The sequence below is a fragment of the Streptomyces sp. NBC_00207 genome, assembly GCF_045160965.1.
GTDB lineage: Bacteria > Actinomycetota > Actinomycetes > Streptomycetales > Streptomycetaceae > Streptomyces.
Genome location: NZ_CP130715.1, coordinates 1248888 through 1263875 on the forward strand (window position 1 = coordinate 1248888; position 14988 = coordinate 1263875).

At 74.1% G+C, this 14988-nt stretch carries 12 protein-coding genes; 3 read left to right on the forward strand and 9 right to left on the reverse strand.

Annotated features, from left to right (window positions below):
• The first annotated feature begins 19 nt into the window (after positions 1–19).
• A complete protein-coding gene (locus tag OG472_RS06320; RefSeq protein WP_405941092.1) occupies positions 20–1228 on the forward strand; it encodes an FAD-dependent monooxygenase in 1209 nt (402 codons plus the stop codon).
• Positions 1229–1266: 38 nt separating this feature from the next.
• Positions 1267–1716 (forward strand): nitroreductase family deazaflavin-dependent oxidoreductase, encoded by a 450-nt coding sequence (locus OG472_RS06325; protein ID WP_401603504.1) that lies wholly within the window; start codon positions 1267–1269, stop codon positions 1714–1716.
• A gap of 91 nt (positions 1717–1807) precedes the next feature.
• Here the strand turns inward: OG472_RS06325 and OG472_RS06330 are convergent, their stop codons facing one another.
• The 5 genes from OG472_RS06330 to OG472_RS06350 all read right to left on the reverse strand — a co-directional run bounded on the left by OG472_RS06330 (position 1808) and on the right by OG472_RS06350 (position 9497).
• Positions 1808–2821 carry an alpha/beta fold hydrolase gene (locus tag OG472_RS06330; protein WP_405941093.1) on the reverse strand — a complete coding sequence of 338 codons (1014 nt, stop codon included), beginning with the start codon at positions 2819–2821 and terminating at the stop codon, positions 1808–1810.
• A 113-nt stretch (positions 2822–2934) separates the two neighbouring features.
• Positions 2935–4497, reverse strand: coding sequence for a phytoene desaturase family protein (locus OG472_RS06335; protein WP_405941094.1), 1563 nt, complete (start codon positions 4495–4497; stop codon positions 2935–2937).
• A complete protein-coding gene (locus OG472_RS06340) occupies positions 4494–6629 on the reverse strand; it encodes a protein kinase domain-containing protein (RefSeq protein WP_405828365.1) in 2136 nt (711 codons plus the stop codon). Before OG472_RS06340 ends, OG472_RS06335 begins: the two co-directional genes overlap by 4 nt.
• 26 nt (positions 6630–6655) lie before the next feature.
• Complete coding sequence (locus OG472_RS06345; RefSeq protein ID WP_405941095.1) at positions 6656–7687, reverse strand: oxygenase MpaB family protein; 1032 nt, start codon at positions 7685–7687, stop codon at positions 6656–6658.
• 394 nt (positions 7688–8081) lie between these two features.
• Positions 8082–9497 (reverse strand): hypothetical protein, encoded by a 1416-nt coding sequence (locus tag OG472_RS06350; RefSeq protein ID WP_405941096.1) that lies wholly within the window; start codon positions 9495–9497, stop codon positions 8082–8084.
• A 445-nt stretch (positions 9498–9942) separates the two neighbouring features.
• On the opposite strand from OG472_RS06350, the gene nadE reads away from it, so the two are divergent.
• Positions 9943–10773, forward strand: a complete 831-nt coding sequence (gene nadE, locus OG472_RS06355) for an ammonia-dependent NAD(+) synthetase (protein WP_401603512.1) — start codon at positions 9943–9945, stop codon at positions 10771–10773.
• A gap of 46 nt (positions 10774–10819) precedes the next feature.
• On the opposite strand, the gene OG472_RS06360 is transcribed toward nadE, so the two are convergent.
• The 4 genes from OG472_RS06360 to OG472_RS06375 form a co-directional block, all read right to left on the reverse strand.
• On the reverse strand, positions 10820–12214 hold the full coding sequence (locus OG472_RS06360) for a carotenoid oxygenase family protein (RefSeq protein WP_405828369.1): 1395 nt from the start codon (positions 12212–12214) through the stop codon (positions 10820–10822).
• Positions 12215–12309: 95 nt separating this feature from the next.
• Positions 12310–12750, reverse strand: coding sequence for an SRPBCC family protein (locus OG472_RS06365; protein ID WP_401603515.1), 441 nt, complete (start codon positions 12748–12750; stop codon positions 12310–12312).
• Positions 12699–14276: an MFS transporter gene (locus tag OG472_RS06370; protein ID WP_405941097.1), complete on the reverse strand. Its 1578-nt coding sequence runs from the start codon at positions 14274–14276 to the stop codon at positions 12699–12701. Before OG472_RS06370 ends, OG472_RS06365 begins: the two co-directional genes overlap by 52 nt.
• A 97-nt stretch (positions 14277–14373) precedes the next feature.
• Positions 14374–14940, reverse strand: coding sequence for a TetR/AcrR family transcriptional regulator (locus OG472_RS06375; RefSeq protein ID WP_401603518.1), 567 nt, complete (start codon positions 14938–14940; stop codon positions 14374–14376).
• Positions 14941–14988: the final 48 nt, after the last annotated feature.

Below are 14988 nucleotides of genomic sequence, written 5' to 3' on the forward strand. Positions count from 1 at the left end.
GAGGGGAAGGGGACTCGTCATGTCGGCACTTCAGCGTCACGCGGTCGTGGCAGGCGCGGGGATCGGCGGACTCACCGCGGCCGTGGCCCTGCACCGGCGGGGCTGGCGGGTCACCGTGTGCGAGCGGGCGCCCGGGCCGAGCGCCGTCGGCGCCGGGATCGTCCTGGCGCCCAACGCCCTGCGCGCCTTCGACGCCATCGGCTTCGACATCACCCGCGCGGTGGGCCGTGCCGTGCCCGCCGCGATGGGCCTGCGCCGCGCGGACGGCCGCTGGCTGAGCCGCGCCGACACCGCCGCGCTGGCCGCCCGTTACGGCGGACCGCCGCTCGCCGTGCACCGCTCGGCCCTCGCCGACGCCCTGGCCGGAGCCCTCCCCGAAGGCTCGGTACGGTACGGCGTCGCGGTCGGCCCGGTGGACGATCCGGACGGCTCGCCCGTGGTCCGCACCTCGGCCGGCGATCTCGCGGGCGCCGACCTGGTGCTGGCCGCCGACGGCATCAACAGCCCGCTGCGGCGCCGGTACTTCCCGGACCACCCCGGCCTCCGCTACAGCGGGGAGACCGCCTGGCGCACCGTCCTGCCCGCCGCCGCGGGCCGCGCCGAGGCGGCCACCGCCGAGACCTGGGGCCGCGGTGAGCGCTTCGGCGTCGTCCCGCTCGCCGACGGCCGGGTCTATGTCTACGCCACCGCCGTCGTCCCCGAGGGCTACCGCCCCGCCGACGTCCGCACCGAGCTCCTGCGCCGCTACGGCACCTGGCACGACCCGATCCCGGCCCTGCTGGAGCGGATCGACCCGGCGGCCGTGCTCCAGCACGACCTGTACGACCTGGCGGCTCCGCTCCCCCGCTTCCACCAGGGGCGCCTCGCCTGGCTCGGCGACGCCGCCCACGCCATGACCCCCAACCTGGGCCAGGGCGGCTGCCAGGCCATCGAGGACGCCGCGGTCCTCGCCCATCTCCTGGACGGGGCCGGCGCCGCGGACGTTCCGGCCGCCCTCACCGCCTACAGCGCGGCCCGCTGCGCACGCACCGACGCCATCCGCGTCCGCGCCCGCCGTGCGGGCCGGATCGCCGCCCTCACCCATCCGCTCGCCGTGGCCGCCCGCGATCTCGCCGTCCGGGCCACCCCCGCCCGCGCCACGCACCGGGCGATGGACGCCCTCTTCGACGGATTCACCGTTCCGGGTGGAATGGACACCGTGCCCGCGGGCGTTGGCACTCGTTGGTGAGGTTCGTTGACCGTTCAACCCGAAGGCAGGCGGATCCCGTGACCACCGACATCGACTGGGACAACCCGACCGACCCCAGGCCGGGGAGCTGGCAGCTGGACCACGTCAAGGAGTACGTGGCTTCCAACGGCGCCGAGGGTCAGTACTGGAAGGGCACCCAGACCCTCCTGCTGACCACCGTGGGCCGGGTCTCCGGCAACCCCGTGCGCACTCCCCTGATCTACGGCGAAGCCGACGGCCGCTACCTGCTCGTCGCCTCCAAGGGCGGCGACCCCCAGCACCCGCTCTGGTTCCGGAACCTGACCGAGCACCCCGAGGTCCGCATTCAGGTCGGCGCCGAGATCCTCCAGGGCGTGGCCCGCACCGCGAGCGCCGAGGAGCGCGCCGCCTACTGGCCGCTGATGGTGAAGCACTGGCCCGCGTACGACGAGTACCAGGCCAAGACGGACCGCGAGATCCCGATCGTGATCATCGAGCCGGTCGCATAGGCCCCGTCGGACGGACCGTCCCCGCCGGAGAGACCCGTCGGACGACACCCTCCCCGGGCAGGGCCCTTCCCCGCCCGGGGACTCCGTCACCTCAGCGGCACATCCGCGCCACCTGCTCCAGCTCGTCCCCCCACACGGCCACGTCCCGGGGGCCGATGTGCGGCGCGGCCAGGGACCGTACGCGGAAGGGGTTGCGCGGTGTCGTCGCGTCCGCCTCGCGGATCATCAGGTCCTGCAGCGCCGGCGGGATGGAGCGGTCCTCGGTGAAGCGCAGGAACGTGCGCGGCACCCGCCCCCACTTCTCCGGCAGCCCCCGGGCGTCGGCGGCCCCGATGGCGGCGGACTCGTCCGGCTCCAGGGTGTTGAGCAGCGCGCGCACCTCGGCGTCCGGCAGGTCACTGCCCAGCGCATCCTTGGCCGCCGCGAAGAAGGCGGGGTCGCCCGAGCGCCAGTTGACCCGGTTGACGCCGAGTTCCGGCGGGGTCTGGACGGCGGTGAGCCGGAACAGGGAGCTGGTGGACGCCTCCGGTGTCGTCATCAGCTGCATCACCGAGGCGTGCCGGGTCGGGCAGAAGGCGGACGCGTACACCAGGTGCGAGATCAGCTCGGGCACTTGGTTGGCGACCGCGTTCACCGTCACCCCGCCGAGGCTCTGGCCGACCAGGACCACGGGGCCGTTGCGGCGCACGGCGCGCACGACGTCCACGACGTGCGCCGCGAAGTCCGCCAGCGTCACCCCGGCGATCGGGGAGGGCTCGGTGCGCAGCCGCTCCAGGTCCTGGGGAGTCTGGTAGGAGAGCGGGAAGTACGCGCCCGCCCCGTGCCCGGGCAGATCCACCGCGACCGCCCGGTGCCCGCGCACGCCGAGTTCGCGCAGGACGGGCGACCATCCGTAGGAGTTGCTCCCGGAGCCGTGGACGAGGACGAAGGTGGGCGCGCCGCGGCTGCTCCCGTTCGCATGCGCGGCGGAGGTGGCCGCCCCCACTGCGGCGACCGCCCCCGCGCCGGCCACGGCCGCCTTCAGGACCCCGCGCCGCGACTGCCCGTCGGTGCGCACGCTGTCGCTCATGGCCTTCATGTCACTCCCGCCGCTCACGTTACCCATGAGTTCGACCCTACGAGCAGGCGCGCTCACGACCGGCTGATTCCGGCCAGGCGCCGGCGCCTCCACGAGCCGGGCGGCATCCCGGCCCTCCGGGCGGCGACGACACCCTGCTCTCAGTGCCCGAGCACCGCCATCGCCGCGTTGTGCCCGGGGACCCCGCTGACCCCGCCGCCCCGGACCGCCCCCGCGCCGCACAGCAGGACGTTGCGGTGGGCGGTCTCCACGCCCCACCGCCCGCCCCCGTCCGATTCGGCGAAGGGCCAGGACAGGTCGCGGTGGAAGATGTGCCCGCCGGGCAGGCCGAGTTCGCGTTCCAGGTCGAGCGGGGTCTTCGCCTCGATGCACGGGCGGCCGTCCGCGTCGAAGGCGAGGCAGTCGGTGAGCGGCTCGGCCAGGTGCGCGTCGAGCTGCGCGAGGGTGGCGGTCAGCAGTACCTCGCGGGCCTGGTGGTTGTCGTGTGCGAACAGCCGGGCCGGGGTGTGCAGGCCGAAGAGGGTGAGCGTCTGGTAGCCCTGCTCCACCAGCTCCGGCCCGAGGATCGTCGGATCCGTCAGCGAGTGGCAGTAGATCTCCGAGGGCGGTACGGACGGCAGTTCCCCGGTGGCGGCCTCCGCGTGGGCCCGGGCGAGCTCGGCGTACCCCTCGGCGATGTGGAAGGTGCCGCCGAAGGCCTCGCGCGGGTCCACCGCGGTGTCCCTCAACCGGGGCAGCCGGCGCAGCAGCATGTTGACCTTGAGCTGGGCGCCCTCGGGCACCTCCTGCGGCGGTGCCTCGCCGAGGAGTTCGGCCAGGGCCCGCGGCGAGGCGTTCACCAGCACCGTGCGGCCCACGACCCGGCCCTCGCCCGTGGCGGTACGGAACACCACCTCGGCCGGAGCGGTCCCGTCCGTGTCGATCCGCAGCACCTGGTGGCCGGTGGCGATCTCCGCGCCGGCGGCCCGCGCGGCGGCCGCGAGGGCGTCCGTCAGGGCGCCCATGCCGCCGACCGGGACGTCCCAGTCCCCGGTCCCGCCGCCGATGACGTGGTAGAGGAAGCAGCGGTTCTGCGCCAGGGAGGGGTCGTGCGCGTCCGCGAAGGTGCCGATCAGCCCGTCCGTGAGGACCACCCCGCGGACCAGGTCGTCCGTGAAGTGCCGCTCCACCGCCTGCCCGAGCGGCTCCTCGAACAGCATCCGCCACGCGGCCTCGTCGTCGATCCGGGCCCGCAGCTCGGCCCGGGTGGGCAGCGGCTCGGTCAGGGTGGGGAACACCTTCCGGGCGACCTGCCCTGTGGTCCCGTAGAAGGCGCGCCAGCTCTCGTACTCGCGGTCCGAGCCGGTCAGCCGGGCGAAGGAGTCCCGGGTGCGCTCCTCGCCGCCGACGAGCAGTCCGCCGGGCCGCCCGTCCCGTTCGACGGGCGTGTACGAGGAGATCGTCCGCCGGCGCACTGCGAACCGCAGGTCCAGGTCGCGCACGATCTTCGCCGGGAGCAGTGAGACGAGGTACGAGTACCGCGAGAGGCGGGCGTCTACGCCCGTGAAGGGGCGGCTGGAGATCGCGGCCCCGCCCGTGCTGCCGAGCCGTTCCAGGACGAGGACCGATCTGCCCGCCCGTGCCAGGTACGCGGCGGCAACGAGGCCGTTGTGCCCGCCGCCCACGATCACGTCGTCGTACACGTCCCGCCCGAAGGTCGTCATGGCTCTTGGTAACACACCTGGCCGAGCTGCTCCAGACAGTGGGCTTCGTCGGCGTGGGCCAGCGCCGTGTCGGGATGCTCGTCGCCCAGGGACCGCTCGCGGATGCCCGAGAGCTCCCGGTAGATGGGCAGAGCCTCCTCCCAGCGGCCCAGCCGGCCGAGCCCGACGGCGAGTTCCCGGCGGCTGACCAGGGTGTCCGGGTGCTCGACGCCGAGCACCTCGGCCCGTACCGCGCCGACCTGCCGGGCCTCGGCCACCGCCTCCTCCCAGCGTTCCAGCCGGCCCAGGTTGACCCCGAGGACGTGCCGGGCGCGCAGGGTCTCGGGGTCGGCGGCCCCGTAGGCGCGGGTGCGGTCGCGGACCAGGGCCCGGAACAGGTCGAGGGCCTGGGCGCTGTTCCCGGTGCGGCCGAGCGCGATGCCGACCTCGTAGCGTGCGGCCAGGGTGTCGGGGTGGTCGCGGCCGAGCACCCGTTCCCGTACGGCGGCGACCTCTCGGAAGCCGGCCAGGGCTTCCTGCCAGCGCTCCAGCCGGCCGAGCGCGTACGCCGCCTCGTACCGGGTCAGCAGGGTGTCCGCGTGCTCGGGGCCCAGGACGGCGGCCCGGTCGGCGGCGACCGCGACGGCGGTGGCGTGGGCGTCGGCGAACCGGCCCAGCGCACCCAGGGCGCAGGCCAGGTTGTGGCGGCAGCGCAGCGTGTCGGGGTGGAGCGGGCCCGTGGCCCGCTCGCGGGCGACGAGCACCGCGCGGTAGGTGTCGTGCGCCTCCTGGTGGCGTCCGAGCCGCCCCAGCTCGTACGCCGTCTCCTGGCGCGCGGCGAGGGTGTCGGCGTGGTCCGGGCCGAGTTCCCGCGCGCGTCCGTCGGCCACGGCCGCGTACACGGCGAGCGCCTCCTCGGGGCGGCCCGCGCGGCTCAGGGCGTAGGCGCGCGCGTGGCCCGCGGCGAGCGCGTCGGGGCCGGTCTCCCGGGGGCCGGCCCCGCGCGGGAGGCCGTACGCCGCGGTGAGCCGCGGGTCCTCGGCGGGCTCGGGGCGGACGATGGGCGCGGCGGGGCCCACGAGGGGCTGCCCGCCGCTCGGGCGGACGACGGGCTGCGCGCCGCTCGCGCGGGCGACGGACCGTACGCCGCCGGGGCGGGCGGCCGTCCAGGAGCCGGTGAGCACGGCCCATTCGCCGCTCGCGGGGCGGGCGTCGATCCCGGCCTTGCGCCCGGCGGTCATCCCGCGGGCCCACGCCGGGAGCGGGGCCTGGGCGCCGGGCAGGCCGCCCGGTCCCAGCCGGGCCTCGACGAGCCGGCGGTGCACGTGGCGGGCGTCGCCGGGCCGGTCCTCGGGGCGCTTGGCGAGCAGGTCCAGCACCACCCGCTCGAAGGAGGCGGGCAGTTCGGGCCGGTGCTCGCGCAGCGGCACGGGCGGGGTGTCGCGGTGGCCGACCAGCACCGACCAGGAGTCGCCGAGGTCGAAGGGAGGGGCTCCGGTGGCGATCTCGTAGAGGACGCAGCCGAGGGAGTAGAGGTCGCTGCGGTGGTCGACCTCGCCGCCGGCGATCTGCTCGGGCGACATGTAGTGCGGGGTGCCCATGGCCATGCCGCCGCCGGTCAGCTTGGCGGTGAAGCCGATGTCGTGGGCGAGGCGGGCGATGCCGAAGTCGCAGATCTTCACGGTGCCGTCGGTGAGCCGCATGATGTTGGCTGGCTTCAGGTCGCGGTGCACGACGCCCTGGTCGTGGGTGTAGCCGAGGGCGGCGGCCATCTGCTCGGCGATGTCGACGACCACGTCCACGGGGAGCGGGCGGGTCTCGTTGTCCTCCATGAGCTGGCTGAGGTTGCGGCCTTCGAGGAGCTCCATGACCAGGTAGAGGGGACCGCCCGCGGCGCTGTCGTCGCCGAAGTCGTGGACGACCGTGACACCGCGGTGCTGGAGGGACGCGGCCACGCGCGCCTCGCGCCGGAACCGCTCGCGCAGCACCTGGGTGAAGTGGGCGTCCTGCTCGGCGCCGATCGGCTTGAGGCACTTCACCGCGACGTGCCGGCCCAGCGATTCGTCGCGGGCGCGCCACACCTCGCCCATGCCGCCGCGCCCGATCAGATCGAGCGACCGGTACCGGCCCTGGATCAGTCTGGACTCCGCCATGTCTTAAAGCCGCCCCCGTTGTCGCGCTACGCCCTCCCCGGCCGGTCCAGTATGGCCGCTGATGTACGCAGTGTGTACGGCGAGGGGCGGCTCCCGGGGCCCATGCGACGCATCGCTTTCAAGATGTGACCTGGAGGCAGCTTCCAGCGCAGACCTGCGGGAATGCTGCGCAACACGCGTCCGGTGAGGCGCAGGCGCCGGGTGATGCTGCGCGGCGCCGGTGCGGGTCGCCCGTACAGCTGGTGCGCCCAGCCGGGGAGGGAACCGTACGCGAGGCCGGCGAGCGGGCGCCACAGCAGGTTTCGGCCAGGCACGAGGAGGGCAGGGACGGGCGGGCCGCGCAGGAAGTCGTCCACGGAGTGCGCGTCGGGACCGGCGGCCAGCTCCGGGCGGATCCGCTCGAAGTAGGCGGCGAGCCCGGCGGTGTCGGCGGGAACTCCGGCCGGGTCGAGGCCGACGAGGCTGGCGTTGACGCGGTTCTCGTCGACGTAGCGGTCGGCCTGGGCGGCGGTGAGGCGGACGCCGGAGCGGCGCAGGACGTGCAGGAAGCTGTCGATCTGCGCGCAGTGGATCCACAGCAGCAGCTCGGGGTCGTCGACGGGGAAGCGTTCGCCGGTGTCCGGATCGGTGGCGGAGAGCTTGCGGTGGATCGCGCGGACCCGGCCGCCGGCGCGTTCGGCGGCCTCGCTGGTGCCGTAGGTGAGGGTGCCGACGAAATCGGCCGTGCGCAGCAGTCGGCCCCAGGCGTCCCGGCGGAAGTCGGAGTTCTCCATGACGCCGCGGACGGCGCGGGGGTGGAGTGCCTGGAGGTAGAGCGCCCGGACGCCGGCGATCCACATCATCGGGTCGCCGTGGCACTGCCAGGTGACGGACTCCGGGCCGTACAGCCCCGGATCGGCGCCGGGTCCGGATCCCGGCCCGGGTCCTGGCGCTGCCTCTGGGCCTGGCCTTCGCGTCGGCCCGTGCCCGTGCCCGGGTCCTGGCCCTTGTCCTCGCCCTGGCCCGGGTCCTGCCGCGGGTCCCGGTTCCGGTTCTGGTGCGGTCGCGGTGTTCCCCATCCCGTACCTCCCCGTCGCAGGCCCCGGCGGTCCCAGCCTACCGATCCGGGGCGGCCGTCAGCGATGCGTATGAAAGGGGCCGACTGCCGTCGAGGCCCCGTCTCTGGCCATCGAGCCCGGGCGCGGCTGTTCGTGGCCGTGGACGGCGGCACGTACGACACCCCGCGGCCGGCTCGGTACGGGGCACGCTGCGCGCCCCGCCTCGCCGACCGCGGCTCGGCGGCGGATTTTCACGGGGCCTGGCCCGGCTGCCGGTCCGGCGCGGGAAGCCGGACGGTCTCCGCAGCCGGGACCTCGGCGGATGGCCGCCCCGGGTGGGGGCCGGTGGCGCCGATCGGGAGGCGGTCGGCGCCACCGGGCGCGTACGCCCCACGGGGCCCGGAGGCGGCGGGGCTCAGCGGCCGAAGACCCGGGTGGTGGCCGTGTCGGTGTTGTTCCTCCTGTTCCGGTCCGGGGTACGGGAGGTGACGGCGGCCTTCGCGATGATCGCGGGCCGCTGGTCGGCCCGTACCGTGACATGGAAGACGCGCAGCTGTCCGGCGCCCAGGGCGTCGACGTGCCAGGTCAGCGGGGTGGGAGTGCGGCGGTCGGCGCCGGGGGGCGCCTCCGTGACCGCCACCCCGCGCGGCAGGGTCAGGGTGACGGCCAGGTCCGCGGCGGCGAAGGGCCCCTTGTTGGTCACCGTGACGGCATAGGTGTACTCGGCGCCGCGGCGCACGGAGGACGGAGCGCTCAGGTGGACCGCCAGGTCGGCCCGGGGCGGACCGGCGTCGAGCTCCAGCCGGCCGACGCGGTCGCCGCCGATCTCGGTGAACCACATGTTGGCGTCCGGCCCCGCGGTGATGCGGACGGGGAGGCTGCCCGCGTTGGGCAGCGGGTAGCGCGCGAAGTCCCCGTCGGGGGTGATCCGCCCGATCCCGTCGGTGAGCTGCTCGGTGAACCACAGGTTCCCGTCGGGCCCGGCGGCGATCCCGTCCGGGCCGCTGCTGCCGGCCGGCAGGGGGTACTCGGTGATCTTGCCCTTGGGGGTGATCTTCCCGATCCGGTCGGCGAAGAGCTCCGTGAACCACACGTTCCCGTCGGGCCCGGCGGTGATGACGTCCGGGCCGCTGTCGGCGTTGGGCAGGGGGTACTCGGTGATCTTGCCCTTGGGGGTGATCTTCCCGATCCGGTTGCCGGAGATCTCCGTGAACCACAGGTTCCCGTCGGGCTTGGTCACGATGGACTCCGGGGCGCTGCCGGGGTGGGGCAGGGGGTACTCGGTGATCTTCCCGCTGGGGGTGATCTTTCCGATCCGGTCACCGGGGTCCTCGGTGAACCAGAGGTTCCCGTCGGGCCCCGTGGTGATGGCGAACGGTGTGCCGCTGTCGGCGGGCAGGTCGTACTCGGTGATGAGACCCGCCGTGGTGATGTTCCCGATCCGGCGGCTGATGTCGGTGAACCACACCTTGCCGTCGGGCCCGGCGGCGATCCCGAAGGGGCTGTGGTCGTCGCCGGGCAGCTGGTACTCCGTCAGGGCCCCGGTGGGCGTGATCCGGGCGATCTTCCTGATGCCCACCTCCGTGAACCAGAGGTTGCCGTCGGAGCCCGTGGTGATCTCGCCGGGAAAGCTGCCGGCCGTGGGGAGGGGGTACTCGGTGATGTCCCCGACGTCGGCACGGGCGGGAGCGGGGGTGGGTGCGGGGGCGGCCGAGGCCACGGGCAGGCTGATCAGAGTGAGGAGCAGTGCGGCGGCCAGCTGGAACGTCCAGCTCGGGCGGCGGCTTCGGGTTGTCCGGGGCGGGGACCCGCACAGGGCGCGTGGGGACATCGGGAGGCAGACCTTTCGGCCGGAGGTCGGGGGCAGGCCCGCCACCGGGGCGAGACCTCGCCGGCGGGTCTGGGCACTGTCGGGCGGCGCTCGAGGTCGCGACAGCGGTGCGCTGCTGGATGCCCGGGGGCATGCGCACTGCGCAGCGTAGGACCTCGGGTGACGGCCTGTCAGGCGACGGTGGGCCAACAGGCTGACGGCCGGACGAGCAAGCCGTGCGCCGGGGCGCCCGCACGGGGACGGCGCGGGGACCGCACGGGGATTGCACGCGGACCGCACGCGGACCGCACCGACCTGGCCCGATGCCTTGGCCGACCTGGCCGGATGCCTTGCGCGGGCGGTCCCGGCCGTCCTCTAGAGTGCTTCCGTCCCCCATCCACGCGCCCGTGGCCCCGGCCCTGCGGCGCGCCCCGAACCCGCCCACGGGCCCGACCGAGGAGCAACCGTGACCGACCTGGCGTCCATACCCCTGCAGCAGGAGATCGCCCGGGATCTCCAGGTGAGCGCGTCCTTCGACGCACAGCAGGAGATCGAACGCCGGGTGGCCTTCCTCGCCGGCCAGCTGACCTCCACGGGCCTGCGCTCCCTGGTGCTGGGCATCAGCGGCGGCGTGGACTCCACCACCGCCGGCCGACTGTGCCAGCTCGCGGTCGAGCGGGTCCGCGCCACGGGGCAGGACGCGACGTTCTTCGCGATGCGGCTGCCGTACGGCACCCAGGCCGACGAGGCGGACGCGCAGCTGGCCCTGGAGTTCATCCGGCCCGACCGGGTCCTGACCGTCGACGTGAAGTCCGCCAGCGATTCGGCGCTGGAGGCGGTGCTGGCCGGCGGTACGGTCTTCCGCGACGCGCACCACCAGGACTTCGTGCACGGCAACATCAAGGCCCGGCAGCGCATGATCGCCCAGTACGCGGTGGCGGGCGCACACGAGGGCCTGGTGGTCGGCACCGACCACGCCGCCGAGGCGGTCTCCGGGTTCTTCACCAAGTTCGGCGACGGCGCGGCCGACGTGGTGCCGCTCACCGGACTCACCAAGCGGCGCGTACGGGCCCTGTCCCAGGCCTTGGGCGCGCCCGCCGCCCTGACCGTGAAGACCCCGACGGCGGACCTGGAGACGCTGAAGCCGGGCCGGCCCGACGAGGAGGCGCTCGGCGTCACCTATGACGACATCGACGACCTGCTGGAAGGCAAGCCCGTCGGCGAGGCCGCCTTCGCGGCCATCACCCACCGCTACCGGCTGACCGAGCACAAGCGACAGCTCCCGATCGCCCCCTGAGCCGGCGCCGGGCCCCGGGGTGGAGTCCCCCGGGGCCCGCCTGCGTTCAGCCGTCGGAGCCGGCGACGTCGAGGTCGACGTCGACGTCGCGGTCCAGGTCGCTGTCGGGGATCCAGGAGCCGTGGATGCCGCCGGTGACCCGGCGCGGCAGGTGGACCGTGGCGATCCGCCCGAGGGTGGAGGCGTCCAGGACCAGGAGCTGGGAGGCGTTCTGCTTGAGGTCGGAGACGACGGTGAGCAGGTAGCCGTCGTCCTCGCGGGTGGCCCCGGCGGCGGGGACGAACACGGCCTCGCTGGGCAGGCGGGCGTCCCCGGCCTCGTGGATGTGACGGGCGCCGGTGCTGCGGTCGTACTTGACGATGCCGTAGCCGCCCCGGCCCTCCTGGTCGGGGAAGGAGACCGCGTACTGGTAGCGGTGCTCGGCGCCGAGGAACTCCTCGTTGAGCGTGGGGAATTCGATGGCGAGGTCGTCGATGATCTGCTCGTCCACGCGACCGGCGGCCAGGTCGACGATCCAACGGCGGTTGTAGGAGCAGGTGTTGGGCTCAGCACCACGGCCGGGTGCGCCGACCCACCAGTTCCAGGAGAGCTCGAACCCCTCCCGGTCCACCGTCGGGCCCTCCAGCACGATCCGGCCCCGGGCGTCCTCGTAGGCGTTGGCGGCGTGCAGCATGCTGCCCGGCTCGATGGGGAACCAGCGGATCTGCGCCGCGCCTTGCGGGCCCCGGGGCATGACACCGATCCGCGCCGGCTGCGCGTCGTTCCAGCCGTACGGGATGCCGGAGTGCTCGGCGGGGGCGAAGGTGACGGTGCCCTCGTAGAAGACCACGTAGTGGCGGGTGACGGCGAAGTCGTGCTTGAGGGCGGCGGTCGCTCCCGGCACCTCGACGCTGCGGCTGATCTGCCCCTTGGCGTCGGCGACGTAATACGTGAGGAACGGCGGGAACGGCGAGGAGCCGAAGAAGTGCAGCTCGCCGGTGAGCGGGTCGGTCTTCGGGTGCGCGGTCATCGCGGTGCGCAGCTTGCCGCCGAAGTCGTGGGCGCCGACCGTGTCGAGGTCCCGGGTGAGCTCGAAGGGGAGGTTGGCCTCGCACAGGGCGAGCAGGCGTCCGGCGTGCTCGATGACGTGCGTGCCGGCGGTGCTGGCCGTCAGGTCCGGGCCGCGGTCGGTCATGTAGGGCGCGCCGTCCAGTGCGGGGGTGTGCACCCAGCGGTTGCGGTACCACTCGGCGCGGCCGTCGCGCAGCCGGATGCCGTGGACCATGCCGCTGCCCTTGAACCAGTGGGTGGGGGTGACGCCGGGCTTGGGGTTGTGGCTGTTGCGGATCAGGCGGCCGGTCAGCTCCGGGGGAAGGGCCCCCTCGACGGCCAGCCCGGTGGCGGTGATCTCGTCGACGGCCGGGGTGTAGTGGCCGGTCAGGTAGGGCTTGTCGGCGGTCATGGCAGGAACCTCGCTTTGCGTGACGGTGACGGTGTGGGCGCGGGCGTGGGTGTGGGGCGTGGGGGCGTGAGGGGGCGAGGAGTGGTGACCGACAGTCAGTCGCCCTGCTCGGCACGGTTCTTGAGGGCGGCGAGCCAGGCCGTCAGGGAGTCGTGCAGGGCCCGGCCGAGCTCGGCGGGGGCGGCGTCGACGGGGGCGCCGCTCCAGGACTCCTCGGTGCGGACGGTCACCTGGCCGCCGGTCTGCTCGAAGGTCCACACGTGGATGCCCTCGATGCCGTTGGCCGGGCCGCCCCAGACGAGCCGCTCACCGGGCACGATCTCGCGGAGGGTGGAGGTGATGTCCAGCCCGTGCGTCTTCCAGCGGAAGGAGTGGCCCGGCAGCAGCGGGCCGTCGAGCTGCGCCTGGTCGACGTGGGCGTTCCAGCTCGGCCAGGCGTCGATGTCGGTGTGCAGCGCCCAGACCCGCTCCAGCGGGGCGTCGATCACGGTGGACAGGCGGACGATGGCGGGAGCGGTCTCGTCGATGGTGAACATGGCTGCTCTTCCTCTCGGTTGGGGTACGGGCGGTGACACGTTCGGTCGGTGGAGCAGGTCTCGGCCGGCCAGTGACGGCGGTCGGCGGTGGGCTGCGGAGCCGGGCTCGGGCTTGCACCGGAGGGGCCGGTCGCCGTGCGGCGGGTGAGGAGCGCGGCGAGGGCGGCAGTGGCCAGGAGGACGGCGGCGCAGACGCCGAAGGCGATGCGGTAGCCGGCGGTGAGCGCTTCCGGCTGCGGCTGGTGGACGGCCGCACGGGCGGTGGCGGTACCCGCGAGGGTGGCCAGGACGGCGAGGCCGATCGCTCCGCCGACCTGGCGGGAGGTGTTCACCAGTCCGCCGGCCAGCCCGGCGTCCTGGCGGGCCACGCCCTCCACGGACAGGGTGGTGAGCTGGACGAAGGCGATGCTCAGGCCCAGACCGATGAGGATGCCCGGGCCGAGGAGGTCGGCGGCGTAGCTGCCGTGGGCGCCGATCCGGGACAGCCACAGCAGTCCCGCGGCCTCGGTCAGCAGGGCGGCGGTCACCGTCGCGGTGGCGCCGATGCGGCGGGAGATCCGCGGGGCGAGGGTTGAGCCGAGCATGTTGGCTGCGGCGAGCGGGAGTTGACCGAGGCCGGTGACCAGCGGGCTGGAGCCGAGCACCTGTTGCTGGTGGAGCGGCAGGAAGAAGAACAGGGCGATCCACACCGAGCCGAGCAGCGCCATGAGAGCGTTGCCGACGGTGACGCGCCCGGCGCGGAACAGGCGCGGCGGCAGCAGCGGATTCGGGTGGCGTCGCTCGACGAGGACGAACCCGGTCAGCAGCACGGCGGTGACGGCGAAGGCCCCGAGGACGGTGGTGTCCGTCCAGCCCGAACGGCGGGCGGTGGTCAGGCCCCACACCAGGGCGGTCAGCGCGAGGGTGACGGTGGTGGTGCCGGGCAGGTCGAAGCGGCCGCTGCCGGTGACCGGGGCCGGCGGCACGCCGACCACGGCGCCCACCAGGACCGGCAGCGTGCCGATGGCGACGGCGAAGAAGATCCACTGCCAGCCCAAAGCCTCGGTGAGGGCGCCACCGAGCAGGACCCCGGCCGCGCCTCCCGCGCCGGACACCGCACCCCACACGCCGAGCGCCCTCCCCCGCCCGGGTCCCGGCGGGAACAGGTCCATCACCAGGGCCAGGGCCGCCGGGGCGATCGCCGCCGTGCCCATGCCCTGCAGTGCGCGGGCGGCGATCAGGACCGGGGACGAGGTGGCCAGCCCGGCCGCCAGCGAGGCGGCACCGAACACCGCGAGCCCGGCCAGCAGTACCCGGCGCCGGCCGAGGAGGTCGGCCGCCCTTCCGCCGGCGAGCAGCAGCGCGCCGAAGGCCAGGCCGTAGGCGTTGACCACCCAGGTCGTGCCGCTGTCCGACAGGCCGACGCCGTCGCGGATCTGCGGGAGGGCCACGTTCACGATCGAGGTGGCGAGCATGACGGTGAACTGCGCCCCCGCCAGAACTGCGAGCGCCGCTCCCGGACTCCGGGTGGTGGCGGTGATCCTCACGAGATCCTCCTTGAGTGGTTAACCACTCACACTTGATGCCTGAAAAAGGGCGGGGCTAGTGCCCCGCCGAGATTCCGGCTCTACGGTGACTCCGGACTCAGTAGTGCGTGATGCCCGCGGACAGCGTCCGCATCCAGGGAGCATCCACGTCACCGGCGCCCATGGAGACGATGAGGTGGCACAGCATGCCGCGCGCGAAGAACTGCTGGACCTGCTCCTCGGCGCCACCGGAGGCGCCGCGGACGTACTCGACCAGCCGGGCGTAGCCCTGCTGGACCACCTCGCGCACGGCCCGCTCGGAGACGGCCGCCGCCTGGGCGTGCAGCTGGATCAGCATCAGGTCGTTGTCACTGATCAGCAGCGCGTATGCATCCCCCATGGCCTCCAGCACCACCTCGGCGGAGCTGCCCTTGGCCTCGGCCGCCGCCCGCTCCAGAGCGGCCCGGACCTGGACGAAGCAATGCTCGACCACCGCGGTGAACAGCAGCTCCTTGCTGGGGAACAAGCGGTAGACGTACGCCTGCGAGATGCCGGCCGCCTTCGCCACCTCGGTCGTGGTGGTGCCCCAGTAGCCGCGCGCCGCGAAGGCGCCGATGGCGGTGCGCAACACCGTCTCGCGGCGCTCTTCGGCGGTGGACAGCTTTCGGGGTCGCTCGTTCTTCATGTGAGTACTCAACCACTCACACCCTTCGGTGTCAACGCCGCTCCCCCG